Here is a 23160-nt window from a genome sequence, read left to right on the forward strand (position 1 = left end):
AGGTTTATCGAGAAAACAAGGAGATGCGCATGCTCGTTCGGTCACTGACCCTCGCCACCTTGCTCGCCGTAGCCGGCCCTCTGTACGCCGCCGACAGCGATGCCCCGCTGGCCAAGGAACTGGGCAAGGCCAGGCCGTTGGTGGTCATTGCCCCGAGTTCAGCCGACCCGACCCTGCGTGGCCTGGAAGAGGCGCTGAAAGAGCCTGCGACCCAAGCCGGATTCAAGGAGCGTGGCCTGGTGCTGTACAGCGTCGCCAACATGATGGGCAAGCGTGAGGACAAGAACCTCGAGCAGCAGACCACCATGGCGTTGATCCGAGAGCTCAAGCTGGGGGCCAGCAAGGGCACAAAGGTGATCCTGGTTGGCAAGGACGGTGAGCGGCATGTGCTCAAGGACGACGACAGTGGCGATAAGCTCGACCCGCAGGTGATCTTCAAGGCGGTCGATGCGCTGCCGGCCAGCGAGCAGGCGGTGACCGCGCCGGAGCCCGTGGCGGCGGCGCCAGCCGAGCCCAAGGCCAAGGACAGCAAGGCCAAGCCGAGCAAGCCGGCCAAACCCGCAGCGCCGCCCAAGCCACTGGAGGACTGAACCCTCTGTCACGGCCTTCTGTGCCAGCAGGGGGCCGTTCGTGTATCTTTGTGTATCTGCGCCTCGCCCCGACCCATTGCCATACAAAACCACGCCCGGTCCGATACACCGGCGACACACCGCTGCGGCTCAATGGCTCCACTTTCCAACCACAGTGGAGCGACACCATGAATACGACCCGTCAAACCCTCGGCCTGCTCGGCGCCACCCTGCTCGGCGGCATGGTCCTGGGCAACAGTGCCTTCGCAGTAGAACCGTTGGCCCAGGGCTACCAGCTGGCCGCTGCCAAGACCCCTGGCGAAGGCAAGTGCGGCGAGGGCAAATGCGGTGCCAGCGGCAAGGTCACGCAAAGCGAAGGCAAATGTGGCGAGGGCAAGTGTGGCGCCAGCGCCAAGGCCGGTGCCGAGGGCAAGTGCGGTGAGGGCAAGTGCGGCGACGCCTCGTTCACCCGCACCGACAGCAACCATGATGGCAAGGTCTCGCGCGAGGAGTTCCTGGCGGTGGCCAAGGACCGCGCGGCCGACTTCGACAAGATCGACCGCAACCACGATGGCTTCATCTCCGAGCAGGAGGCCCACGATCATCTGGCGGCGATCTACAAGGCCAACGGCAAGGCGATGCCCGACGGGTTGTTCAGCCACCTGACCAGGTCCTGAAGCCTGTCGCGGGGCCAGTCCGCTCCCACCGGAATCTGCCCTGTGGGGGCGGGCGGCCCCGCGATGCCGATCCCTGCCATACGGAACCCTCCGATCATGCCCCAACACACCTTGCACACCGGTCTTGGCCTGCGCCGCGGCCTGCTGCCCGACCTGCTGACCATGGAGGCGGGCGCGGTGGACTTCCTCGAATGCGCCCCGGAGAACTGGATCGGTGTCGGCGGCGCCTTCGGCCAGGGTCTGGCGCGCCTGGCCGAACGCTATGCCATCGCCTGCCACGGTCTGTCGTTGTCACTGGGCGGCACCGCGCCGCTGGACCTCGGCTTCCTCCAGCGCACCCGGCAGTTCCTCGACCACCACCAGGTGCGGATGTACAGCGAGCACCTGAGCTATTGCTGCGATGACGGTCACCTCTACGACCTGCTGCCGATTCCGTTCACCGACGAGGCCGTCCACCATGTGGCCGCCCGCATCCGCCAGGCCCAGGACATCCTTGGCCGGCGCATCGCCGTGGAGAACATCAGCTACTACGCCGCGCCGTACCAGGCGATGGCCGAGCTGGATTTCGTCCGCGCCGTGCTCGACGAGGCCGACTGCGACCTGCTGCTGGACGTCAACAACGTCTTCGTCAACGCCTGCAACCACCGTTACGACGCTCGGGCCTTCCTCGCCGGCCTTCCCCGCGAGCGGGTGGTGGGCATGCACGTGGCCGGTCACTATGCTGAGGCGCCGGACCTGAAGGTCGACACCCACGGCGCGCCGGTCAAGGAGGATGTCTGGGCCTTGTTCGCCGACGCCTGCGAGCGCTTCGGCGCGCAACCCACCGTGCTCGAGCGCGACTTCAACTACCCGCCGTTGGCTGAGTTGCTGGCCGAGACGGCACGCATTCGCGATGTGCAGCGCGCCCATGGAGCGTAAGACCATGATCGAAACCCTGCGCAACCAGCAGTTCACCCTGGCCCGCCACCTGCGCGACCCGGTCGGCAACCCGCCTCCGCCCGGTATCGAGGCGCGGCGCCTGAAGGTCTACCGCGAATTGTTCTATGGCGCCATCGAAGGGCTGTTGGCCGGCAGTTTTCCGGTGATGCGCCGGACCCTAGGCGATGAGCACTGGCATGCGCGGGTGCGTGACTTCTACGCCCATTACCGTAGCCAGACGCCGCTGTTTACCGAAGTAGCCGAAGCCTTCATCGACTACCTGCAGGGCGTCGCGCCGGACGCTCCCTGGCAGCTGGAGCTGGCGCACTACGAATGGATCGAAGCGCAGCTGTACCTGAGCGACGCCGAGGATCCGCCGCACGACCCGGACGGCGACCTGCTGGTCGGCGAGCCGCTGCTGTCGTGCGTGGCCCGGGTTCTGGCCTACCGCTGGCCGGTGGAGCGCATCGGTCCCGAGTATCAACCCGACGAGGCGCCGGAGCAGCCCACCTTGTTGCTGGTGTACCGCGACGCCGACCTGCAGGTACGCTTCGCCCGGTTGGCGCCTTTGGCCTGGCAGCTGCTGGTGGGCTTGCCCGGTACCGGGCGCGAGCGCTTGCGGGCGCTGGGGGATCAGCACCTGCAGCAGGGGCTGCAGATGCTGCGACAGTTGCGTGAGCAGGGCATCATCGTCGGTATTCGAGATGCCCTGTAGGCGCGCGCAGATGTACCGTCAGGCCACCGGGATCAACGGATCGGCGGCCGCCAGCGCTGCCGCGCGGTCCGCTGCCGGCGGATAGATCCATACCGAATTGATCTGCTGCTTGAGCTGCTTGGCCTCGGCCTTGTCCGTCGGCGGCGAGACGGTGCGCTCCCAGCCTTCGGTGTACACCGCGCCCCAGGCGCCGAGGTCCAGGCAGGTGACGTATTTGGGCTGGCTGTAGGTCATCGGTGCCACGCCGATCAGCTCGGCGGCGGCATTGTTGCCGGCGTAGCGACCCAGCGGAATGGCATGCTGACAGGACATCACTGCGAAGTTGCCAACCTCGTCGCAGGCGGCGTAGGCCACATCGCCCGCGGCATACACCGACGAGTTACCGATGACCTTGAGGTGGCCGTCCACATGCAGGCGACCTTGTCGGTCGCGTTCACCGCTGATCTGCTCGGTCAGCGTGTTGGCCTTGAAGCCCACGGTCCAGATCACCGTGTTGGCGGCAATGCGTTCGCCGTTGTCGAGCAGCACGCCGTCGCCATCCACCGACGCCACCGTGGCGCCACAGACCCACTCGATCCCCAGCGCCGCCGATGCCTGTTCGATGGCCGGGCGGATGCCGTCGCCCAAGGCGGCGCCGATCTTCGCGCCGCGGTCGACCACGACGATGCGCGGCTTGACCTTGTCGCCAAGGATCGCCCGCAGCCGGCTGGGCAGCTCGGTGGCGGTCTCGATGCCGGTGAAGCCGCCACCGGCCACCACCACGGTGTTGCGCGCCGGGCTGTCTGGGCGGGCGGCCAGGGACTTGAGGTGTTCCTCCAGGCGGGTGGCCGAGTCGATCTTGTCGACATCGAAGGCGTGCTGGTCGAAGCCTGCCAGCGCCGGGCGGTTGAGCAGGCTGCCGCAGGCCATGATCAGGCGGTCGTAACCCAGCTTGGCCTCGATACCACCCGCTTGACGATAGGCCACCTCCTGGCTGGCCTGGTCGATGTGGTAGGCCGTGCCTTTGACGAAGCGCACGTTGACCGCGTCGAACACCGCCTGCAAGGGGGCGGCCATGGTGTGCACGTCCGGCTCGTAGAAGCGCGGGCGGATGTGTAGTTCAGCCTGGGGGGCGAGCACGGTGATCAGCACGTCGTCGCGTTTGTGCAGGTCGAGCAGGCGGGCGGCGCCGAGGGCGCTCCACAGCCCGGCGAAGCCTGCGCCAATGATCAGGATCTGTTTCATGAGGGGCTCCTGGATGCCGCGATTATCGATGTTGTCGCTGCGGCAGTGGAAAAAGGGTACGCCTTGTGGGTGAGCCTGGATTGCGGCCCGACAAGCGTGGTGCAGATGCTAAGCGCCCCCTCGGTTTGCCCCTAGGCCAAAGAACCCTGGAATTCGGCCAGCGGCACGCTGCGGGCGAAGCGCGCCCGATAGTCCCGCGGGGTCACCGCCAGGTGACGCTGGAACGCCAGGCGCATGCGCTCCTCGCTGCCGAACCCGCACTGGCGGGCGACCTGCTCGATATGCTGGTCGGAGTTTTCCAGCAAGCGGCGCGCCGCCTCCAGGCGGAACACCTCGATGGCCTTGGCCGGGGTGCGGCCGGTCTTGTGCTTGTACACCCGAGTGAAGTTGCGCAGGCTCATGCGCGCCTGTTCGGCCAGCCGCTCGACCGTCAGGCGCGGGTCGCCCAGGTGCTCGCTGAGCCATAGGTGCAGGGTCTCGAAGGCGTCGCTGTCCTCGCCCTGGGCCTTGAGCAGTTCGCTGAACTGCGCCTGGCCGCCGGGGCGCTTGAGGAATACCACCAATTCGCGGGCCACCTGCATGGCCACCTCGCGGCCGCAGTCGGCCTCGACCAGGGCCAGCGCCAGGTCGATGCCGGCGCTGACGCCAGCCGAAGTCCACACCTGATCCTGCTGCACGAAGATCGATTCGGCATCCACCTCGATGGCCGGGAAGCGTCGGTGCAGGGCATCGCACATCGCCCAGTGGGTGGCGGCCCGGCGGCCATCGAGCAGGCCGGCGGCGGCCAGCAGGAAGGTGCCGCTGCATACCGAAGCGGTACGTCGGGCGCGTTGGGCGGCCTTGGCCAGCCAAGCGACCAGTTCGGCGTGATCAGGGAGGGTGCGGACGATCTCCGGGGCTCCGGGCACGACCAGCGTGTCGAAGGGCTCGTGCAGCCAGGGCGCCAGTGGCTCGGTGGCGACGGCCAGGCCTTCAGCGGTGGGGACCAGGCCCCCTTCGAGGCTGGCGGTGACCACCCGGTAGCCGGGTAGGCCGCGCGCAGCACGGGCCTTGGTCGCGGCCCAGAACACCGTCTGCGCGCCGGTGAGGTCGAGCAGGCCCATCTGCGGGTAGGCGAGGAACAGCAAGGTGCGCGGCTGGTCAAGCGCGTGCACGGGCGCTGCGGGAATCTGCGGGATGTCGGTCATGGCGCGCTGCTTGTGGACGGGGCGTAGGCCCTAGTCGAGCAGTTGGCGCGATGATGTTCAAGCACGACGCGATGGCCGTCAGACCTGGGCTCTTGTGGGAGCGGGGCAAGCCCGCTCTCACGCTGTTACCTGGCCGATCTAGAAGCTGTAGTCCACCGTGGCGAAATACGAGCGCGGCGCGCCCAGCAGCCACTGTTCGCCGCTGTAGCTCGACTGGGCGTACTCGCGATCGAACAGGTTGTTCACCTGCAGGCCCAGGCGCACGTCGGGCAGCACCTGCCAGCCGATGTTGGCATCGACCACGGTGTAGCCCGGCACGCGTTGGTCATTGGCGGCGCTGGTATAGCGGGCGTCTACGTAGCGCAGGCCAATACCGGTGTCGACGCTTTGCCCGAAGCCTTTGCTCAGCCACAGGTTGGCGGTACGACGTGGGACGTCCTGCGGGTGGTTGCCAGACCGGTCGTAGGAAACGCCTCGGCTGAGTTGAGTGAAATCATCGTACTTGGCGCGCACCAAGGCTGCGTTGCCCGACAGTTGCCATTGATTACCCAGAGCCAGCTCCAAGCTTGCCTCCAGGCCATCGGAGGTCTGTTGGCCTGCCTGCTGGCTGCGCTTGGAGACCACGTCGTACACCGGCAGCTTCTTCTTGACGATGTGGTAGGCCGCCAACGTCCATTCGCCGCGTCCGTCCCAGAACCGTTGCTTGAGGCCGAATTCGGTCTGCTTGGCTTCGGTCAGTTCAAGGCGTTGCTCCGGGCGCAGGGTCAGCAGGTCACCGACACCATCCTCGCTGGTGGAGTACTGGCCGTACACCGACAGATCGTCAGTCAGCGCGTACACCAGGCCGGCGCGCCAGTTGCCGCCACGCAGGCTCTGGTCTTCGCGAGTGTCCTTCACCAGGTCGTTGCGGTCGATGTGGTTCTGGTCGCGGCGTATGCCGGTGACCAGCGACAGGCGCTCGGTCAGTTGCGTGCGGTTTTCGGCGAACAGCGAGAAGGTGCTGGTTTTCGACAGCGTCTGCGGGCGCGTCGGATCGGCACTGTGGAACCCGCCGGGTGCCGGCCGCCAAGGGTCGAGCGGGTCGGTGTAGCCATCTTCGTAGGGCGAGTTGCTGTCAATGTTGAAGCGGATCTTGTTGTACTCGGCGCCCACCACGGTCTTGCTGGCCAGGCCGAACAGCGAGTGATCGAAGGTGAAGCTCTGGCGGTCGCCGATCTGCTCCTGGTTGTGCTTGATCTCCAGGAAACTGCCGCGCTGGATCACACCGGCATCCCAGGCGTATTCCTCGGCATTGCGCCAGTGGCGACGGCTCTTGATGTAGTACAGCTGGTTGCTGGCGCTGATGCTGTCGCTGATGTTCCAGTCGCTGGTCAGCCGTGTCCACTCATCGTGGTAGCGCTGTTCGTCATTGCTGACGTTGTAGTTCTTGTTGCGCACGCTGCTGCGCAGATGGCCGTCGATCAGCGGCGTGCCGTAGTAGTTGGCAGGTTGCGCGTCGCCGCGTTCGTGGGACAAGGTGAAACTCAGGTCGTCACTGGCATCGAAGCGCAGCGCGCCGGAAAACGCCAGGCTGCGCGAATCGGTGCGGTCGACCCAGCCGTTGCCCGCCTGCTGGTTCAGGGTGGCGCGGTAGCTCAGGCGCTCGCTCAGGCTGCCGCCGCTGTCCAGCCCCAGTTGCTGGCGGTCCCAGGAGCCATAGCCCAGGCGCAGGTGGTTGCGGATATCACCGCTGAAGGGCTTTTTCGGAATCACGTTGACCGTTGCCCCGGTGGCGCCTTCGCCATACAGCACCGAGGCAGGCCCACGGATCACATCGATACGCTCGACCATCCAGGGATCGACCGGGTAGGTGAGGGTGCCGGCACCGGCGTACAGGCGCGACCCGTCGAACAGGGTCATAACCGAACTCTGGCCCGTGAAACCGCGCGCCGACAAGCCGGTGCCGCCATCGCCAGGGGTACCGATGAAGGTGATGCCCGGCGAGCGGGTCACGGCATCCTGCACCGTGGTGTTGTTGCGCTGCTGAATCTGCGCGGCGGTGATGCTGCTGGTGCTCGCCGGGGTTTCCAGGGCACTGAGGTTCAGGCGTGAACCGGCCTGGGTGGGGGTGGCCAGGTCGACGGTCTGCGGGTCGCGGCTGTCGGTGATCGCCGTGGAGGGCAGGGTGAGCGCAGGGCTGGGCTGCTCGTCGGCCAGCGCCGGCAGGGACACGGCCAGGCAGGCCGCCAGGGTGTGAAGCTTGTTGATACGGGACATGTCGTTCCACTGCTGCAGGAAAGAATGGATCCCGGTGGAAAACACGCAACGGCGAAGCGCGCGCAGGCGCGCACGCGAATACCGGCCTGCGCCCGCCCACCGCGGGTTGCCAAGTGAAGCCTCAGGCCGGTCTCCGGGCTTGCGAGGGGCATGAAACCTTCACCTTCCCATGCGTGTGCACAGTGGTCTGTCGAAGGGTTCGCTCGCTTACCGTTGCGGGGGCAGCGCCGGACTTGTCGTGGTATCGACTCACCGGCTTCCCGTTTCACCTTGCGCGCGGCGGCGCAGGGCACCTGAAACTGGCGCGCATCTGACCACCGAACGGGCAGGGAGTCAATCGTCTGGATGGGTGGGCTGAGTGTGGCTGAATCGCGGTTCAGAGCGGTTACCGTCAGGCCAGCGTTGTCTGCGGGCAGGCCTCGTGCATTGGCGCAGGCCGCGCAGGGCGCTACCATCGGTAGCCAGCCTCCTTATCCAACACCAACAAGCCAAGGACGCGTATGACCGAGCAAGCCCTGTCCCTGCAACAACTCGCCGCCCCCGAAGGCATCTGCTACGGCTGCGGCTGTTCCCACCCCAGCGGCCTGCATGTGCAGAGCCACTGGGACGCCGACGGCATCCACCTGTGGTGCCGGCATACCCCCGACCCGACCTTCACCGGCTGGCCCGGCCTGGTCTACGGTGGCCTGCTGGCCATGCTGGTCGACTGCCATTCCAACTGGACCGCCATGGCCTGTCACTACCGTGCCGAAGGCCGCGAACCTGGCACCTTGCCACGTATCGACTGCGTCACCGGCCAGCTTGGCCTGACCTACCTCAAGCCCACGCCCATGGGCGTCGAACTGCTGCTCAAGGCCCGGGTCGAGGGTGAGCTGGGGCGCAAGACCCGGGTGATCTGCGAGGTCTGGGCCGGGGATGTACTGACTGTCACCGCCGATTCGGTGTTCGTGCGGGTCGATACACAAAAGCTAAGAGATCAGGCGCACGGAAAAGAGTGAAATGATGTGGGGCGCCGGTCAAACGTTCAAAAATTCACTTTCATGTAATCGCACACGACTTCTCCTTTACCATCAGGTCGGGCGAAGCTGAACTTTGCTTCCAGTATATGATTTTTATAATCGGCGCTTATCACGGTGAGTTTTCCGTCTGTCACGGATGTGGATTCGTTGCCGAACTGTCCGAACTCTATTTGAACTGGACGGCCTACATCGTCTTGCGCCTGGGGATCTATGGAGTAGTCCTGCCTCAGAGTTCCGGTTATCTGGATCACATAACGAGGTTCGATGTTTTCCGAACCGTATGCCCAGAAGTCGAAGTCATTGAATTGATTCCAGCTTTTCTCGGTGACTGAGAGCGTCTCTTGTGATTCGTTGATACTGACTAAAATCCTGTTTGTCGTCACGGCCTGAGCTCCTTTGGTTCTACTGGCGAACCCAAGGTTAAGCTGAGGACAATGAAGGCTCTACTGGTAAAAATGCTAGGTGTGCTGGGGTTTGCAGGGACAAGGCAAGACTGGCACTGTCGTTATCGATCCAGCTGCTTTTCAGGACGTTGCCATGCCCTACCAAATCCGCGCCGCCCACAGCAGCGACTGTGCTGACTTGAGCCGCGTGGGCCAAGCCACTTTCGCCCTGGCCAGCCCGCCCGATAGCGCGGTCAGCGCCCAGCAACACTACATCGCCCACCATCTCCAGCCCGAACATTTCCAGGCGCACCTGGAGCACCCGCACAAGCGGTTGCTGGTGGTCGAGCGGGATGGCCAGGTGCTGGGCTACAGCATGCTCGACCTGGCGCCCGGCAAGCTGGGTATTGCCGAGGCCGATCAACTGGCGGAAATCTCCCGCTGCTATGTACTACCCTGCGCCCATGGCACCGGCGCCGCGCAATTGTTGCTCACCACCACCCTGACCCAGGTCGATGGCCAGGCGCGTCTGACAGTCAATGAACTGAACGCCCGGGCGATCCGTTTCTATCAGCGCAACGGCTTTCGCAAGGTGGGAGAGGCGATCTTCCCTTGTGGCGACGAGCGGCACCGCGACTGGGTGATGCTCAGGATGGCCGAAGATCATCTAGATTGAAGGCTCCCAACGCGAAGGCACCCCCATGACCGAACTTTCCGCATTCCCCATCACCGGCAAATGGCCGGCGCGACACCCCGAGCGTCTGCAACTGTACTCGCTGGCCACGCCCAACGGGGTCAAGGTCTCGATCATGCTCGAGGAAATCGGCCTGCCCTACGAGGTGCACAAGGTCAGCTTCGAAAGCGAAGACCAGTTGAGCCCCGCGTTCATCTCCCTGAGCGCCAACAACAAGATCCCGGCGATCCTCGACCCCGATGGCCCGGGGGGCCAGCCGTTGCCCTTGTTCGAGTCGGGGGCGATCCTGCAGTACCTGGCCGAGAAGAGCGGCCAGTTGCTGAGCCAGGACCCGGCCCAGCGCTACCAGACCCTGCAGTGGCTGATGTTCCAGATGGGCGGCATCGGGCCGATGTTCGGCCAGGTGGGGTTCTTCCATTTCTTCGCGGGCAAAGAGTATGAGGACAAGCGTCCCCGTGACCGCTACGTCAATGAGTCCAAGCGACTGCTGGCGGTGCTCGACCGCCACCTGCAAGGGCGGCAGTGGATGGTCGATGCATACAGCATCGCTGATATCGCCATCTTCCCCTGGGTGCGTAACCTGGTGGAACGCTACAACGCGCGGGAGCTGGTGGAATTCGACACGTTCAAGGAAGTGCAGCGGGTGCTGGCGCGGTTCCTCGAGCGCCCGGCCGTGCAGCGTGGCCTGAAGATCCCGGCATGACCTCGTCGGGGGCTGCGCGGCAGCCCCCGTCGCAACGCCTCAGAAGGTCTGGTTCAACAGCCAGTACAGACACCCCGCCAGCACCATCGCCGCCGGCAATGTCAGCACCCAGGCCATCAGCAGGTTGACCAGCGTCTTGCGTTGAATTCCCGAACCATTGGCCACCATGGTCCCGGCCACCCCCGAACTCAGTACGTGAGTGGTCGACACCGGCAGGCCGAACAGGTCCGCCGCACCGATGGTACACATGGCGACCACTTCGGCCGAGGCGCCCTGGGCATAGCTCAGGTGGGTCTTGCCGATCTTCTCGCCCACTGTCACCACGATGCGTCGCCAGCCGACCATGGTGCCCAGGCCCAGGGCGATGGCCACCGCCACCTTGACCCACAGCGGGATATAGCGGGTTGCGTCGTCCAGCTGGCGCTTGAACAGTTGCACATGGCGGGCGGTGTCGGCGTCGTAGCGGGCCAGCTGGTGCTTGTCGATCTGGCGGATGGCTTCGCTGGCCAGGTACATGTCGTTGCGCACGTTGGCCATGGCCTCGGCCGGCACGCGCTTGAGCGAGCCATAGCCCTTGACCTCCTCGCCGATCATGCCGCTCAGCGCGGCCAGCGCCGGCAGTAGCTCGGGGCTGGCCGCAGGGGTGGCGACGAACGCGGTCAGCACTTGGCGCGGATCGGCCGGGGCGGGCGCGGGGGCGGCCCGTACCAACGCCTGGCGGGTGACCTCGGCGACGGCCGAGAACTGCAGGGCCTGCTCGTTGGGCATGGTCTTGTTCAGGGCATAGGCCATTGGCAGGGTGCCGACCAGGATCAGCATGATCAGGCCCATGCCTTTCTGCCCGTCATTGGAGCCGTGGGCGAAGGAAACACCGGTACAGGTGAGGATCAGCACGCCGCGGATCCACCAGGGAGGCGGTGTCTGGTTTTCTGGTGCCTGGTACAGCTCGCGGCGCTTGACCAGCGCACGCAGGGCGAGCAGCAACAAGGCGGCGCAGGCGAAGCCGATCAAGGGCGAGAGCAGCAGGGCGTAGCCAACCTTGCTGGCCTGGGCCCAGTCAACGCCGCTGGTGCCATCGCGCCCGTGCATCAGCGCGTTGGCCACCCCCACGCCGATGATCGAGCCGATCAGGGTATGCGAGGACGAGGCCGGCAGCCCCAGCCACCAGGTGCCGAGGTTCCAGATGATCGCCGCCAGCAGCAGGGCGAAGACCATGGCGAAACCGGCCGTCGAGCCGACCTGCAGGATCAGCTCCACTGGCAGCAGGGCGATGATGCCGAAGGCAACCGCGCCGCTGGACAGCAGCACCCCGAGGAAATTGCACAACCCAGACCACACCACCGCAACCGGTGCCGGCAGCGAATGGGTGTAGATCACCGTGGCCACGGCGTTGGCGGTGTCGTGGAAGCCATTGACGAACTCGAAGCCCAGGGCGATCAGCAGGGCCAGGCCCAGCAGCAGGAACGGGGTGACGGTGGTGACGACAGTTCCGCTGGCGCTGACATCCTGCTTGAGGCTCCAGAAGGTGTAGGCAAGGCCCGCGAGCAGCAGGCCGAAAAACAGGGTGAGGGTGGCGCGTCCGGGTTTGTGGGCAAGGGGTGTGCCTGGGCTGCGCAGGCTCAGGTCTGGCTGGCTGGCCAGTGACGGGGTTGCCATGAGGGCTCCGGTTGGCGTTGGGCGGTGGTGCCGAAGGTGTCCAGCATAGAAACAATTCGTTACTGGGCCGTGACCTCGATCAATGAAGGCCCTAGGCTTGTAGGGGAACGATGTCGCAGGAGTGCCTGATGATCCGCTGCAAACGCGTCTACGAAAGCATCGATGCGCAGGATGGCCAGCGCGTGCTGGTCGATCGCCTGTGGCCACGCAACAAGCGCAAGGAAGATCTGCATGGGCAGTGGTTGCGCGAAGTGGCGCCCTCCGATGTACTGCGCAAGGCGTTTCACGCCGGTGCATTGGACTTTGCCGGCTTTGCCCAACGCTACCAGCATGAACTGGCCGCCCACCCCGAGCACTGGTACCCGCTGCTGGACCTGGCCGGCAAAGGCGACCTGACATTGTTGTACGCCGGCAAGGATACCGAGCACAACAACGCCCAGGTCCTGGCCCGGTGGCTGGAGGATGAACTGGAGCGTCGTGGCCCGGCAAGTTCACCGGTGTGCTATGCCCCTTGAACTGATTCCCGCCAGCGATGACTACCTGACGTTTGCCCGCGACCTGACCCGCCGCGCCATGCTGCCGTATTACCGCGAGTTCGACCTGCTGTGGATCGAGGAAGCCTTCGACGAGGCCTGGGGCTGGCGCGAGCAGTGGCTGGTGGTCGAGGACGAACAGGTACTGGGGTTCTGCAGCCTCAGCCAGGATCGCCAGGCGTTGTTCATTCGCGAGTTGCACCTGTTGCCCGAGTATCGTGGCCGCGGCGTCGGTGGCTGGGTGCTGGAGGAACTGGCCGGCTGGGCGGCGCAACGCCGGCTGCCATGGCTGCGGCTGATGGTGTTCGGCAGCAACCCGGCGCGGCGCCTGTACCGGCGCCGAGGCTTCGTCGAAGTGGGTATGGACGAGTGTTTTGTGCGGATGCAGCGCCCGGTCGCCGACCACATTTAGCAGACTGCCTGGGAGGGGGCTGCGTGGGAGCGGGCTTGGTCAAGCAGGCATGGCCTGCTATTGCTGGCGCACCCTGACCATCCGCCCCTGGACCAGCGTCGCCTCCAGCACTTGCCCCTGCAGCGCCAGCAAGTCACCGACCAGCAGGTTCTGCAGCAGCGCCTTGCCGTCGAAGGTATTGCTCCCCAGCTCGACCTCCCGCACACCCTCGACCCGCACCGCCGCCTTGCCCACCTGCCCCAGGCGATTGCCGCTGAGCAGCAGCGGGCCCGGCATGAGCGTGGCATTGCGCAGGCTGATCGCGTACTCCGGGGTGTTGCCGATGCGATTGCCGACCAGGGCCAGGGCCGCCACCTCGCTGGCGTCCACCGCGCTGCCCTGGCTGCTGGCCAGCAGGTTGTCGTCGATCAGCAGCGGCGCCTCGGGCGTGGGCGCCAGGTTGCGCAACTGGATGCCGTTGCCCCGGCTGTCGCCGATACGGTTGCCCGCCAGCCACACGGCGCCGCGCTGGTCGCTGATTTCGATGGCGGCCTTGGCGGCGCCGAGGATCAGGTTGCCCTCGACCAGCGCCCGGGTCTGGCCGCGCAAGCGCACGCCGCTGTTGTTGTCGATGCCCCGCACCTGGTTGTCATGCAGGTGCAACTGGCTGTCACGGGCGTCGATGGCGTATTGCTGCGAACCTTCGAAGCGGCTGTCGGCGATGATCGCCTGGCTGTGTTGCAGCTCCACCGCGCTGGACAATTCGCTGAACTGACTGCTTTCGACCAGCAGCGTGGCGGGGTGCGTACCGGCGGGTTGCTGGGTACTCAGCGCGGTGCTCAGGCCCCGGGACAGGTTGGCGTTGTAGCCCAGGCGCCGGAGCGTCGAGCCGATCACCTGGGTGTGGCTGCCGGCCCAGGCCACCACGAAGGGGCGCCAGGCGCGATCGGTGTTGCCCGGTTTGTCGCCGGCCACGCTCTCCAGTGTCGAACGCTCCAGCCCCAACCAGCCCTGGTTGATCAGCGCGGTGCCGGAAAAACTGTACAGGTAGAGATGGGCGCCCTCGAGCACCAGCCCGGCATCGGCTCCGATCATCAACGGGTAGCTGAGCAGGTAGCCGTCCTTGTAGGGCCTGAGCACCCGCGGATCGCGCAGCGCGTCATGCAGTTGCGCCAGGGTGATGCTGCCACCGCGCAGCACCACGGCCTGCGGGTGGTGCGCCTGGTAGCCGGCGATGGCGCGGAACAGGCCATTGTTGACGAACGGCTCGAACGGCCAGCTGCCGGCCTGGGACGAGAACATCGGTTGCAGGCTCACGCTGGCGCGGCCAGCGGGAGGCGCTCGACGGGCCTGTTCGAAGCTTACGACCTGGCGGACCTGGCGACGCAGTTGGTCCAGCTGTTGCTGGTGCTGCGCCTGGGGCAGGGTGTCCATCACCGGCGCGGCCTGGGCGGTCGTCGCCAGCAGCAGGGCGGCCAGGCAGGTGAGGGAAAAGCGGCTGAACGGTGCCATGGAAGCGTCCTTGATCAAGGCTGGGTGGGGTAGGCCGGCTTGAGCAGGCCACCGATCTGGCTGTAGTTGTCCACCTCGCCGTCCTCGCTGTCGTACAGCTGGCGGGCGAGGGCGTGCCCGGGTCGGCGGGCGAGGAACGGGATCAGCCAGGCCAGCTTGTACGGCGCGACGTCTGCCTGGCGTTGGCCCTTGAGCTCGGGCAGGGTGTCCGGGGCGAGCACGCTGCTTGCGGCGAAACTGGCCAGTTGGTCGAGGGTGCGCTGGTCGTCTTCGCTCCAGGCCAGACCATTGGCGCGCGCCGATTCGCTCAGCAGCACCAGCGGCACCAGGGCGTACTGGCTGTAGTTGGCAGCCAGCCTGCTGCGCGCCACCTCCAGCGGCAGGTAGGCCTGGTCGCCCCTGCGCACGGCCTGGGCCAGGCCCCGGCGCAGGTTGCCGTCGGCCCAGCGGATGAAATCGTCGCGGCCCACCAGCATGCCTGCGGCGGCCACCGCCCAGGCGGCCCAGTAGTCGTGGTTGTTGAAGTACACGGTGGTGGACAGGCGGCGCGGGTCATACTCGCGGATCACCTGTTCGCCAAGCTGGCTGAACCAACGGTGTTGCACGGGGCTGAGGCGGACCTTGCCGTCGGCGGCCGCCTGGGTCAGCAGCACCGCGCCGGCCATGGCCGCCAGCGCCCACTTGCGCGCCGCCATGCCGGTGTTGCTGGCATCCGGATCGAGCAGGGCACCGGCTTGCGCCCAATGCTCCAGCCACTGCTCCTGGCAGGCCAGGGCCATGTTGGCCTCCTGGGGCTTCTCCGCCTTCTGGAAGCGCTTGCCGGCCTGGATCACGCCTGCGATGAACTGTTTGACCTGCCGGGCAATGCGCTCGCTGTCGGCGTCGGGCGCGGCGCGCAAGGTCGACTTGCTGGCATCGCGTTGATCGTACTTGCTCTTCAGGTGCAGGCTGCCGGTATAGGGTGGTGGCGGTTGCTTGCTGCAGGTCAGGCTCTGGTAGTCGGCGATCAGGGCCGACTGCGCGGTGGCGCGGGCGGGCCAGATGGTTTGCGCAGCATGGCCGGGGAGGGGCAGCAGGACGATTGCAAGTAGCAGGAGCAACCCTGGGGCCGCTTTGCGGCCCATCGCCGGCAAGCCGGCTCCCACAAGTGCCGCGCATTCCCCTGTGGGAGCCGGCTTGCCGGCGATGGGCTGCGCAGCAGCCCCTATTATCGATTTCACAGGCACAGGCGCGTCTCCACATCGGTGGCGGCGGTGCCGGCCTTGGTCGGCTCGAGGAATACCGAGAGCAGGTTGGCGCCGGCGAACTCTGGAGCCTGGCTCAGTTCCAGGTAGTACTGCCCGCCACCGACCGCCGCCTCGCGACGGAACCACACCTTGTCGCGGGCGCCATTGTCGTAATAGACGATGATGTAGAAGTCCTTGACGTTCCTGTCGCTCAGGCGGATGTCGAGAAAGCCCTTGGACACCGCCTGCCGGGCACTTCCGGCATTGCTCAGCAGTTCGATGCGCTCGCCGACCTGCAGTGCCGGACGCTGCAGTTTCGTGCCCAGTAGCTCTTTGGACGTCTTGCAGCCACCGTGTATCGCGGGCACCAACTGGCGATACATCAAGGGCGAGTCCAGCCGGTAGTTGGCCGGCAGTTCCCAGACGATCAACTTGGGCGGCGCCTCGGGCTTGTAGTCGGCGGACAGCAGATATTCCAGGAGCGAGCCGTCCTCGCCCACGCCGGGCAGTGCATAGTTGAGCACATCCGTCTGCAGGTACTGTTTCAGGTAGCCGTCGAAGTTGAACTGCTTGCTCTCGTCCTCACGAGCCGCGGCATTGCTGTCGCCGACCAGGATCACCTCGGGGTCGGGCGCTTCGTCGAACAGGGCATCGCTGCTATTGGCCACAGGCACGGTCTGGTAGCCGCGTACGTACTGGAACCCGTAGTTGTTGCCGCAGATGTAGCTCAGGGCCAGGTTCAGCGTGCCGTCCTTGGGTACCATCACGCCGGGCTCGGTGCTGTAGCGTTTCTTGCTCAAGCCACTGTAGAACGGCTGGCGGCGGATCTCCTCGGCCATCAACCTGGCCGTGGCCTCGGCGCCGGCCGGCGTCCAGTGGTGGTCGCGGCGGAAGAAGTATTCGCCCTGAGGCGGCTGGCGCACCAGCTGCATCATCGGCGCCACCACCGCGCCGCCCTGGCGCAGTTGCCCCAGGTAGGTGTCGAGGTTGCGGCTGGCGCGTTCGAAGTCGAAGCCATGCAGCTGGTCGGCGTAGAGCTTGTCGCGGTGCATCAAGCCGCGGGTCGGCTGGACCACCATGGCCACCTGGATACCCTGGCGGTGGAATGCGTCCATCAGCCGGGCGAACTCCGGGCGCATGGGCGCGGGAATGCCGAAGTCGTTGGTCAGGTCGACCATCGAGCGGAACAGCCAGCGCTCCTTGCCGGGGACGATCTGGCGCATCAGCTTCATGCGCCCTTCGGCATAGTGCTGCGGTTCGGCCAGGGCTGGGCAGACCATGCACTGCAGGTTCTCGCAGCCGGTCCGGGCGGGCTCGGCGGCCTGGCCGGGCAGGGCCGTCAGCGCCAGGGTGGCCGCCAAGCCAAGGGGGAGGAAGGTGTTCATGGGCCAGTCATCCTTGCGGCGATGTGTCACTCGGTCGGGTCGATGCTGTTGGCCAGGCTCAGGCTGCGATTGCCTGGCAGCAGCACGTAGCTGTAGGAGCGGCCTTTCTTGAGAAACAACTCGTCGAAGCTGGCCACCTCCTGACCGCCGACATAGGCGGCGAAGTCGATCTTGATCTCGTTGACCATGCGCGTGCCGGTCTGGCCCTTGGTCAGGGCCTTGACCACCTCGTGCTTGCCGTCGGCGGTGCGCAGCGTGGCCTGGGCCGGGGTCAGGTTGTAGAAGGCCACCTGGGCCTTCTTCGGCTCGTTCACATACTGGTCGGCAATGAGCTGCAGTTGCTTGCCGTCGTACACCACGGTGCTGGCGGCGTTGGCCGCCAGGGTCGGCTCGATGGCCGTGGCGCCGATACCGATCCGGTGTACCCCGGCTGGCACGAAGCGGTAGCCGCTGAGCTGCCCGGGGGCGACCTTCTGCGCATTGAGCTTGCCGCTGAGGGCCACGTCGATGCTGTTGTCGGACAGGTTGAGCACGCGCACGAAGGCCGAATCGGCCGGGGCCACGGCGTCGTACAGGTCGGCATTGCCGTCGGCGGCCAGAACGGTGTGGCTGGCGGTGGTCAGGGCCAGGGCGGTGAACAGGGGCGAAAGCTTCATCAGGTTCTCCTTGGGACGTCAGAAATGCGCGGGCTGGGCGTCGCGGGTAAGCGCGCCGGGGCGATGGGCAAGCAGGGTGCGCAGGGGAAACTCCCAGATCACCGTGTCGATCTGCGGGTTGTGCAACTGGTCGCTGGCGAGGAACTGGTTCATCGCCTCGAACGGCCCACGGGCCTCTACGGCGACGGACAACAGGTCGCGGTTGAGCGCTTCCTTGAGGAAACCGACGAAGTTCCAATCGTCGATCTTGCTGTAGCTGGTGCCCACCAGCAGCAGGCTCTGCGCCTGTTCGGCGAACAGCTCGTCACTGCCCTGTGCGGCCTTGAGGGTTTCGTACAGTTCGATCGGATTGCCGCCGAACTGTGGCGCCAGGCGGGCATGGTCGAACTGCAGGTAGTTCATCAGGTCGCCCTTGACCGTCTTGTCGCCGGCCTTGTGCGAGACATACACCTGGTCACCGAGCAGGCGCGGGCGCTGGCGTGCCAGTTCATAGGCCGACAGCCGCGCACCGTCCGGGCTCCAGTGGGTGTCGGACTTGAGGAACAGGCGCGGGCCGGCCAGGTTGCGCAGGTAGGCGTCACGCAGCGGCACTACATCCAGGCGGCGCAGTTGCAGGTCGGCGACGAAGCGGTCGTAGAGGCTGGCCACCCGTGGGTCGAAGGCGCGCTCGGCATGGCTGGCATAGATATCCAGCTTCATCGGCAAGGGCAGCAGCATCAGGTGCTTGCCGTGCTCGGCCAGTTGTTGCTCGACCTGGGCGATCTGTTTCAGCTGACTCGCCAGGTTGGCGTCCAGGTCGTTGGGCACGCGGTACTCCTGGCTGGTGTAGAGCCAGCCGTCCTTGCCCAGCACCACGCCTTGGGTGCCCTCGCCGAACAGCTGGAAGCGTGCGTCGGCCCATAGCTGCACCGAGGGCTCGCGCAGGAAGAAACGCTTGTCGTAGACCTGCTCGAACTTGCGCAACAGCTTGCCGTCGACGAACAGGTTCCAGCTGTCGGTCTGGGCGCGGGCGAAGCTCAGCACTGGCGGCAGCGAATAGACGAACATCGCCGCCAACGCCAGGGCGAAGATCACACCGTTGGCCTTGCTGGCCGTCTTCATCACCGGATACACGGCAACTCTCCTAGAACTGGAAATACAGAAACGGCGAAAACGAACTGGCCGCCAGGCTGCTCAGCGCCAGCAGAAAGCCCGCCCACAGCAGCAGGCTGTGCAGCACCCCGACATGACGCATGAAGTAGCCGTCCTGGTTGCCGGCGTAGAAGCGCACGTTGTTGATCCCGGCCAGGATCAGCCAGGCGACTGCCACCAGGGCGAAGGCCATGGCCATCTTCGAGGCGCCGAGCACGTACAGCTCCAGCGAGCCGAAGCCGTTCAGGCCCAGCAGCGCCCGGTAGATGTCGAGGCTGTGGCGCAGGTCCATGGTGAAGAACAGCGGCATGCTCAGGATGATCAGCAACGCGGTGCGCAGGTTGCGGCCCAGGCGGTACGGCGTGCTGACCTTGGTGGCCAGGCCGAACTTGCGCTCCAGCACCATGCCGATGCCGAAGAACAGCCCCCAGCAGATGAAGGCGAAGCTCGCCCCGTGCCACAGGCCCGACAGCAGCATGGTCCACACCAGCGCCGGCAGGGCGCCGGCCACGCGCTTGCGCACCAGGGGCATGTAGACGTAGTCGCGCAGGAAATGCGCCAGGGTCATGTGCCAGCGCGACCAGAACTCGGTGATGCTTTGCGACACATAAGGCTGGTTGAAGTTTTCCGGGAAGCGCAAGCCCATCATCAGCGCGAGGCCCAGGGCCATATGGCTGTAGCCGGCGAAGTCGAAATACAGCTGCAGGGTCGACACCACCAGGCCGAACCAGGCATCGCTGAACTGCAGGCTGCCTTCGCCGATGAACAGCACGTTGATCGGCGCCAGGCGGTCGGCAATCAGCACCTTCATGATGAAACCGAGCATGAACCGGCACACGCCCAGCGAGAACAGCTCCAGCGAGTGGCTGCGCTGGCGCAACTGCGGGGCCAGCTGGCTGTAGCGCAGGATCGGTCCCGCCACCAGGTGCGGGAACAGCGCGACGAAGGCGGCAAAGTCGATGAAGCTGCGGGTCGGCGTGGCGTCCTTGCGGTAGATGTCGACGATGTAGCTCAGCGCATGGAACACATAGAACGAGATGCCCAGCGGCAGGAAAATGTTCTCCAACGTCCAGGTGTCGATGCCCAGCGGCGCCAGCAGCAGGGCCAGCATCTCGGCGCCGAAGTTGGCGTACTTGAAGTAGCCCAGCGTCGCCAGGTTGCCGGCCACGCCCAGCCACAGCAGGCGCAGGGCCCAAGGCTTGTCCGCGGCGTCCAGGCGTGCCTTGATGCCCAGGCCGAACGCGTAGTTCCAGGCGGTGATGGCGACGAACAGCAGCAGGAAGTCCGGGCGCCACCAGGCGTAGAACACGTAGCTGGCGGCAACGATCACCAGCGATCGCCACCGCGGCCGGGCCAGGTAGTAGATAGCCAGGAACAGCGGCAGGTAGAGGAACAGGAATACGTTGGAGGCGAAGATCATGCTGGCTCGTCCTTAGTAGCTGATCACCACGCCGACACTCAGCTGGTAGTCGTCACCGCTGTCCAGCGCGCTGCCTGCGTTGAGGTAGCTGGCGCTGACCAGGGTGTTGACGTCCAGGTGCTTGCCGTCGAGGGCTACCGGGAACATCTTCCAGTAGTAGTTGAGGTCGATCATCTGGCCGACGTTGTCGCCCTTGCCGTGCAGCCCGGCGTTCAGTTCGCTCTGGCGTCGGGCGCGGGCATCGGCGGCCATGCGGATCGGCAGCGCGCCGCTCTCGTCGCGCAGGTTGAGCTGGGTCACCCGCAGGTCCAGGGCGCTGCGCGCGGTGGGGCGGGTTTCCAGGGCGAAGCCGTAGTAGCTCAGGTTGCGCAGGTCGAGGGCGACGAACGCACTGGTCAGGCGCGTGCTGTACGAGCCCTGGCGGGTGATGCGGTCGGACTGGATCGGGTTGAGGCGGAAGCCGTCGTTGTCGTCGTCCGGCTTGTCGGTCAGGCCGCCGCGCAACGCCAGGCGCGGGGTCCAGGGCAGCGTCTCGAAGCGCTTGCCGACCTCGCCCAGCGCCGCCCAGCCTTTGCTGGTGTGGCCGGTGCGGGTGACGCCGTTGCCGGCGGTGTTGTCCATCTTGCCGTCCAGGGCCGCCAGTTCCAGGTGGTAGTCGGTGGCCAGGGGCAGGTTGTCGCCCTTGAAGAACAGTCCGTAGCGCCAGCCCTTGAAGTCGTAGCGATCGTCGACGTCGTGGTCGCTGCGGTCGTTCTCCTGCATCAGGCGCACCCCGACCTGGTTGTTCGGGCTCCAGCGATAGGCGTACTGGCCCATCAGATACAGCGTGCGCTCTTCGCTCGCGGCCAGCGAATTGACGTCGGTGTTGTAGTTGTGGAATTTCTGCCCGAGTGCGACGAATGCGTCGGAGAAGGTGTCCTGATAGTCGAAGCGCACCGACTCCAGGCTGTCGTCCCACCAGATGCCGTAGTCGTCGGCGAAACGTTGGCGGCCGAACGACAGCGAGAAGCGCGGGTCGTCGCCGATGAGGTTGCGCTTGACGTACAGCTCGCGCAGTTCGGCGTACCAGCCCTCGGGTTGTTCGCGGGCATTGTTGTTGGTCGACTCGTTGGCCAGGTTGCTCGACTGGCTGGAGTCGTAGTTCAGCCACAAGCGGCCATAGACCATCCACCTGGCCCAGCGCTTTTCCGGCGAGTACCAGGCGAACGACGGCTCGTAGCGCAGGCTGTAGAAACTCTCGCGGTCGCGGCCGACCTGGGAGTCCTGCGGCCCGTAGCCGGTCTGCAGGGTGAGCTTGTTGAAGAACTCTGAAGTGATCACCGGCTCGCTGCCGTCAACGGTCGCGACGCGTATCGGCGCGCTGCTGTCGGCCTCGGGGCCGGTGACTTCCTCGGCTGCCAGCACCGTCAGCGGCGCCAGGGCGAGCAGGGCGCCGAGCAGGGGTGGGTGCGCTTTCACAGGGTGGGCTCCTTCAACAGATCGTTGCGCACGGCCAGGGCGCGCTCGATGTCATCCTTGGGCAAGGTCTTGTCCAGCCGCTTGATCAGGCCACGGGCGCGGGTCTCGCCGAGGTCGAGGGCGATGCGGGCGTAGGTGTAGGCCTTGACCGGGTCGTGGCAGATCGCACGGCCGCGCAGGTGCACGGTGGCCATGCGGTACCAGGCGGCGGTCGAACCCTGCTCTGCCTGTTGCCGCCAGATGGCCAGGGCGCGCTCCTGGTCGGGCTGGTCGAGGCCGCCCTTGCTGTAAAGGTCACCCAGGAGCAGGCGGGCGTCCGGGTAGTGGGCGGCGATCAGCTCGTTGATCAGTACATGGGCCTTGTACGGGTCCAGGGTCAGCCAGTTATTGACCATGTAGAACTGGGCATCCAATGCCTTGGCGCGGGTCGGGTCCTTGGCCCTTACCTGGGTGATCAGCGCCTGGGCCTGCTCGGCGTTGTGCTCGGTGGGGTTGGAGATCATGAAGTTGGCCTTGGCCACCAGCGCCGGCAGGTAGCCACGGGCGACGGCGTTGTCCAGCCAGCGCTGGGCCTCGGCGATGCCGTTGGCGCGCAGCTGGTCGTCGGCCTTGTCGCGGGCCAGTTGCTCGGCCGTCGGCTCGACCTTGGCGCCCATGGCGCGGCCCTGGCGCTGTTCGCGTTCGGCGTCCAGTTCGGCGCGGGTGATGCCATGGATACTGTCCAGCAGCGCGCCGATGCGCTGCACCACCTCCACCGGCAGGCTGGCCATCTCTGGCTCCAGGCTGCGGGCGAAGGCGAGGAAGGCCGGGTCCTGGCGCTCGCCGAGGAAGCGGTAGTAGCGCTCGATGCCGCGCGGGTCAATGCGTGCCGCCTGCTGGTACCAGCGCTCGGCCGCGGCGCGGTCGCCCCGGCGCTCGGCGACCACGGCGTGGTACAGCTCCGGGCGGCAGTTGAGCAGGCAGCTCTGTTCGTACAGCGCCAGCAGTTCGGCGGCGCGCTCGCCGGGGAACAGCTGCGGATAGACCAGGAACACCTCCAGGCTGGTGCTGGTGCTGCGTGGGTCACGGTCATTGGGGTAGCGGGCCAGGGCCTGGCGTACCCATCCTTCGTGACTGCGTTGCAGGCGCGGCGTGCGGTCGAGCAGGCGCGCCAGCGAGGCCAGCGCCGGGATCTGGCCGTGACCGTCGGCGAAGGCCTCCTGGTACAGGCTCACGATGTCCTGGCGGTTGGCACTGTCGCTGTTGGCCAGCACATCGCCGAGCAACTGCTTGGAGGCCAGGTCGCCACGCTCGGCGAGGGCGCGCAGGTCGCTCGTGACGTCGGCGCCCGGGTCCTTGTACAGCGCGTAGCGGATCTGCTCCAGGCTCTGCCCGGCCCAGCCGCTGCCGGCCCAGACCAGGCCGAAGCCGGCCAGCAGCAGGCGCGGGGCGTTCTTGGCGTTCATGA

Annotated in this window: 22 protein-coding genes and 1 riboswitch; of the genes, 9 read left to right on the forward strand and 13 right to left on the reverse strand. The window is 66.1% G+C overall.

Annotated features, from left to right (window positions below; genetic code table 11):
• Nucleotides 1–29 precede the first annotated feature (29 nt).
• The 4 genes from LOY42_RS09915 to LOY42_RS09930 all read left to right on the forward strand — a co-directional run bounded on the left by LOY42_RS09915 (nt 30) and on the right by LOY42_RS09930 (nt 2879).
• Complete coding sequence (locus LOY42_RS09915) at nt 30–590, forward strand: DUF4174 domain-containing protein (protein WP_139670079.1); 561 nt, start codon at nt 30–32, stop codon at nt 588–590.
• A 167-nt stretch (nt 591–757) separates the two neighbouring features.
• Complete coding sequence (locus LOY42_RS09920) at nt 758–1246, forward strand: EF-hand domain-containing protein (RefSeq protein WP_258600423.1); 489 nt, start codon at nt 758–760, stop codon at nt 1244–1246.
• Nucleotides 1247–1342: 96 nt separating this feature from the next.
• Nucleotides 1343–2164, forward strand: coding sequence for a DUF692 domain-containing protein (locus LOY42_RS09925; protein WP_258600425.1), 822 nt, complete (start codon nt 1343–1345; stop codon nt 2162–2164).
• 4 nt (nt 2165–2168) lie between these two features.
• Nucleotides 2169–2879, forward strand: coding sequence for a DUF2063 domain-containing protein (locus LOY42_RS09930; protein WP_139670085.1), 711 nt, complete (start codon nt 2169–2171; stop codon nt 2877–2879).
• An 18-nt stretch (nt 2880–2897) separates the two neighbouring features.
• Here the strand turns inward: LOY42_RS09930 and LOY42_RS09935 are convergent, their stop codons facing one another.
• The 3 genes from LOY42_RS09935 to LOY42_RS09945 all read right to left on the reverse strand — a co-directional run bounded on the left by LOY42_RS09935 (nt 2898) and on the right by LOY42_RS09945 (nt 7546).
• A complete protein-coding gene (locus LOY42_RS09935; protein WP_139670087.1) occupies nt 2898–4103 on the reverse strand; it encodes an NAD(P)/FAD-dependent oxidoreductase in 1206 nt (401 codons plus the stop codon).
• A 131-nt stretch (nt 4104–4234) separates the two neighbouring features.
• Nucleotides 4235–5290, reverse strand: coding sequence for a GlxA family transcriptional regulator (locus tag LOY42_RS09940; RefSeq protein WP_258600428.1), 1056 nt, complete (start codon nt 5288–5290; stop codon nt 4235–4237).
• 138 nt (nt 5291–5428) lie between these two features.
• Nucleotides 5429–7546, reverse strand: a complete 2118-nt coding sequence (locus LOY42_RS09945; protein WP_258600429.1) for a TonB-dependent siderophore receptor — start codon at nt 7544–7546, stop codon at nt 5429–5431.
• A 106-nt stretch (nt 7547–7652) separates the two neighbouring features.
• A riboswitch (cobalamin riboswitch) is annotated at nt 7653–7858 on the reverse strand.
• 188 nt (nt 7859–8046) lie between these two features.
• Here LOY42_RS09945 and LOY42_RS09950 point away from each other — a divergent pair.
• Nucleotides 8047–8544: a PaaI family thioesterase gene (locus tag LOY42_RS09950; RefSeq protein WP_139670093.1), complete on the forward strand. Its 498-nt coding sequence runs from the start codon at nt 8047–8049 to the stop codon at nt 8542–8544.
• 26 nt (nt 8545–8570) lie between these two features.
• On the opposite strand, the gene LOY42_RS09955 is transcribed toward LOY42_RS09950, so the two are convergent.
• Nucleotides 8571–8948: a hypothetical protein gene (locus LOY42_RS09955; protein ID WP_139670095.1), complete on the reverse strand. Its 378-nt coding sequence runs from the start codon at nt 8946–8948 to the stop codon at nt 8571–8573.
• 154 nt (nt 8949–9102) lie between these two features.
• Here LOY42_RS09955 and LOY42_RS09960 point away from each other — a divergent pair, with 154 nt between their 5' ends.
• Together LOY42_RS09960 and LOY42_RS09965 are read left to right on the forward strand one after the other, a co-directional pair.
• Nucleotides 9103–9624 (forward strand): GNAT family N-acetyltransferase, encoded by a 522-nt coding sequence (locus tag LOY42_RS09960; protein ID WP_139670097.1) that lies wholly within the window; start codon nt 9103–9105, stop codon nt 9622–9624.
• 25 nt (nt 9625–9649) lie between these two features.
• Nucleotides 9650–10345 (forward strand): glutathione S-transferase N-terminal domain-containing protein, encoded by a 696-nt coding sequence (locus tag LOY42_RS09965; protein ID WP_258600431.1) that lies wholly within the window; start codon nt 9650–9652, stop codon nt 10343–10345.
• A 39-nt stretch (nt 10346–10384) separates the two neighbouring features.
• Here LOY42_RS09965 and LOY42_RS09970 read toward each other — a convergent pair whose 3' ends face one another.
• A complete protein-coding gene (locus LOY42_RS09970; RefSeq protein WP_258600432.1) occupies nt 10385–12001 on the reverse strand; it encodes an inorganic phosphate transporter in 1617 nt (538 codons plus the stop codon).
• Between the two features lie 128 nt (nt 12002–12129).
• On the opposite strand from LOY42_RS09970, the gene LOY42_RS09975 reads away from it, so the two are divergent.
• Together LOY42_RS09975 and LOY42_RS09980 are read left to right on the forward strand one after the other, a co-directional pair.
• The gene (locus LOY42_RS09975) at nt 12130–12516 is read left to right on the forward strand and encodes a DUF488 domain-containing protein (protein WP_139670103.1); all 387 of its coding nucleotides are present in this window, start codon (nt 12130–12132) and stop codon (nt 12514–12516) included.
• On the forward strand, nt 12506–12946 hold the full coding sequence (locus LOY42_RS09980; RefSeq protein ID WP_139670105.1) for a GNAT family N-acetyltransferase: 441 nt from the start codon (nt 12506–12508) through the stop codon (nt 12944–12946). Before LOY42_RS09975 ends, LOY42_RS09980 begins: the two co-directional genes overlap by 11 nt.
• Nucleotides 12947–13003: 57 nt before the next feature.
• Here the strand turns inward: LOY42_RS09980 and LOY42_RS09985 are convergent, their stop codons facing one another.
• The 8 genes from LOY42_RS09985 to LOY42_RS10020 all read right to left on the reverse strand — a co-directional run bounded on the left by LOY42_RS09985 (nt 13004) and on the right by LOY42_RS10020 (nt 23158).
• The gene (locus LOY42_RS09985) at nt 13004–14437 is read right to left on the reverse strand and encodes a right-handed parallel beta-helix repeat-containing protein (protein WP_139670107.1); all 1434 of its coding nucleotides are present in this window, start codon (nt 14435–14437) and stop codon (nt 13004–13006) included.
• A gap of 14 nt (nt 14438–14451) precedes the next feature.
• Nucleotides 14452–15561 carry a polysaccharide lyase gene (locus LOY42_RS09990; protein ID WP_258600436.1) on the reverse strand — a complete coding sequence of 370 codons (1110 nt, stop codon included), beginning with the start codon at nt 15559–15561 and terminating at the stop codon, nt 14452–14454.
• Between the two features lie 92 nt (nt 15562–15653).
• Nucleotides 15654–17048, reverse strand: a complete 1395-nt coding sequence (locus LOY42_RS09995) for an alginate O-acetyltransferase AlgX-related protein (protein ID WP_258600438.1) — start codon at nt 17046–17048, stop codon at nt 15654–15656.
• Between the two features lie 26 nt (nt 17049–17074).
• On the reverse strand, nt 17075–17704 hold the full coding sequence (locus tag LOY42_RS10000; protein ID WP_139670112.1) for an alginate O-acetyltransferase AlgF: 630 nt from the start codon (nt 17702–17704) through the stop codon (nt 17075–17077).
• 18 nt (nt 17705–17722) lie between these two features.
• A complete protein-coding gene (locus LOY42_RS10005) occupies nt 17723–18817 on the reverse strand; it encodes an alginate O-acetyltransferase (RefSeq protein ID WP_177486014.1) in 1095 nt (364 codons plus the stop codon).
• 10 nt (nt 18818–18827) lie between these two features.
• Nucleotides 18828–20255: an MBOAT family protein gene (locus LOY42_RS10010; RefSeq protein WP_139670114.1), complete on the reverse strand. Its 1428-nt coding sequence runs from the start codon at nt 20253–20255 to the stop codon at nt 18828–18830.
• A gap of 12 nt (nt 20256–20267) precedes the next feature.
• A complete protein-coding gene (locus LOY42_RS10015; protein WP_139670116.1) occupies nt 20268–21713 on the reverse strand; it encodes an alginate export family protein in 1446 nt (481 codons plus the stop codon).
• Nucleotides 21710–23158: a tetratricopeptide repeat protein gene (locus LOY42_RS10020; protein WP_258600442.1), complete on the reverse strand. Its 1449-nt coding sequence runs from the start codon at nt 23156–23158 to the stop codon at nt 21710–21712. The genes LOY42_RS10015 and LOY42_RS10020 overlap by 4 nt, the downstream gene beginning before the upstream one ends.
• Nucleotides 23159–23160 lie beyond the last annotated feature (2 nt).

Origin of the sequence: Pseudomonas sp. B21-023 (genome assembly GCF_024749165.1) — a bacterium.
GTDB lineage: Bacteria > Pseudomonadota > Gammaproteobacteria > Pseudomonadales > Pseudomonadaceae > Aquipseudomonas.

Bases quoted from the DNA above. Each gene is read 5' to 3' on its own strand.
- LOY42_RS09915 (WP_139670079.1), top strand. From the start codon at position 30: ATGCTCGTTCGGTCACTGACCCTCGCCACCTTGCTCGCCGTAGCCGGC.
- LOY42_RS09920 (WP_258600423.1), top strand. From the start codon at position 758: ATGAATACGACCCGTCAAACCCTCGGCCTGCTCGGCGCCACCCTGCTC.
- LOY42_RS09925 (WP_258600425.1), top strand. From the start codon at position 1,343: ATGCCCCAACACACCTTGCACACCGGTCTTGGCCTGCGCCGCGGCCTG.
- LOY42_RS09930 (WP_139670085.1), top strand. From the start codon at position 2,169: ATGATCGAAACCCTGCGCAACCAGCAGTTCACCCTGGCCCGCCACCTG.
- LOY42_RS09935 (WP_139670087.1), bottom strand. From the start codon at position 4,103: ATGAAACAGATCCTGATCATTGGCGCAGGCTTCGCCGGGCTGTGGAGC.
- LOY42_RS09940 (WP_258600428.1), bottom strand. From the start codon at position 5,290: ATGACCGACATCCCGCAGATTCCCGCAGCGCCCGTGCACGCGCTTGAC.
- LOY42_RS09945 (WP_258600429.1), bottom strand. From the start codon at position 7,546: ATGTCCCGTATCAACAAGCTTCACACCCTGGCGGCCTGCCTGGCCGTG.
- LOY42_RS09950 (WP_139670093.1), top strand. From the start codon at position 8,047: ATGACCGAGCAAGCCCTGTCCCTGCAACAACTCGCCGCCCCCGAAGGC.
- LOY42_RS09960 (WP_139670097.1), top strand. From the start codon at position 9,103: ATGCCCTACCAAATCCGCGCCGCCCACAGCAGCGACTGTGCTGACTTG.
- LOY42_RS09965 (WP_258600431.1), top strand. From the start codon at position 9,650: ATGACCGAACTTTCCGCATTCCCCATCACCGGCAAATGGCCGGCGCGA.
- LOY42_RS09970 (WP_258600432.1), bottom strand. From the start codon at position 12,001: ATGGCAACCCCGTCACTGGCCAGCCAGCCAGACCTGAGCCTGCGCAGC.
- LOY42_RS09975 (WP_139670103.1), top strand. From the start codon at position 12,130: ATGATCCGCTGCAAACGCGTCTACGAAAGCATCGATGCGCAGGATGGC.
- LOY42_RS09980 (WP_139670105.1), top strand. From the start codon at position 12,506: ATGCCCCTTGAACTGATTCCCGCCAGCGATGACTACCTGACGTTTGCC.
- LOY42_RS09985 (WP_139670107.1), bottom strand. From the start codon at position 14,437: ATGGCACCGTTCAGCCGCTTTTCCCTCACCTGCCTGGCCGCCCTGCTG.
- LOY42_RS09990 (WP_258600436.1), bottom strand. From the start codon at position 15,561: ATGGGCCGCAAAGCGGCCCCAGGGTTGCTCCTGCTACTTGCAATCGTC.
- LOY42_RS09995 (WP_258600438.1), bottom strand. From the start codon at position 17,048: ATGAACACCTTCCTCCCCCTTGGCTTGGCGGCCACCCTGGCGCTGACG.
- LOY42_RS10000 (WP_139670112.1), bottom strand. From the start codon at position 17,704: ATGAAGCTTTCGCCCCTGTTCACCGCCCTGGCCCTGACCACCGCCAGC.
- LOY42_RS10010 (WP_139670114.1), bottom strand. From the start codon at position 20,255: ATGATCTTCGCCTCCAACGTATTCCTGTTCCTCTACCTGCCGCTGTTC.
- LOY42_RS10020 (WP_258600442.1), bottom strand. From the start codon at position 23,158: ATGAACGCCAAGAACGCCCCGCGCCTGCTGCTGGCCGGCTTCGGCCTG.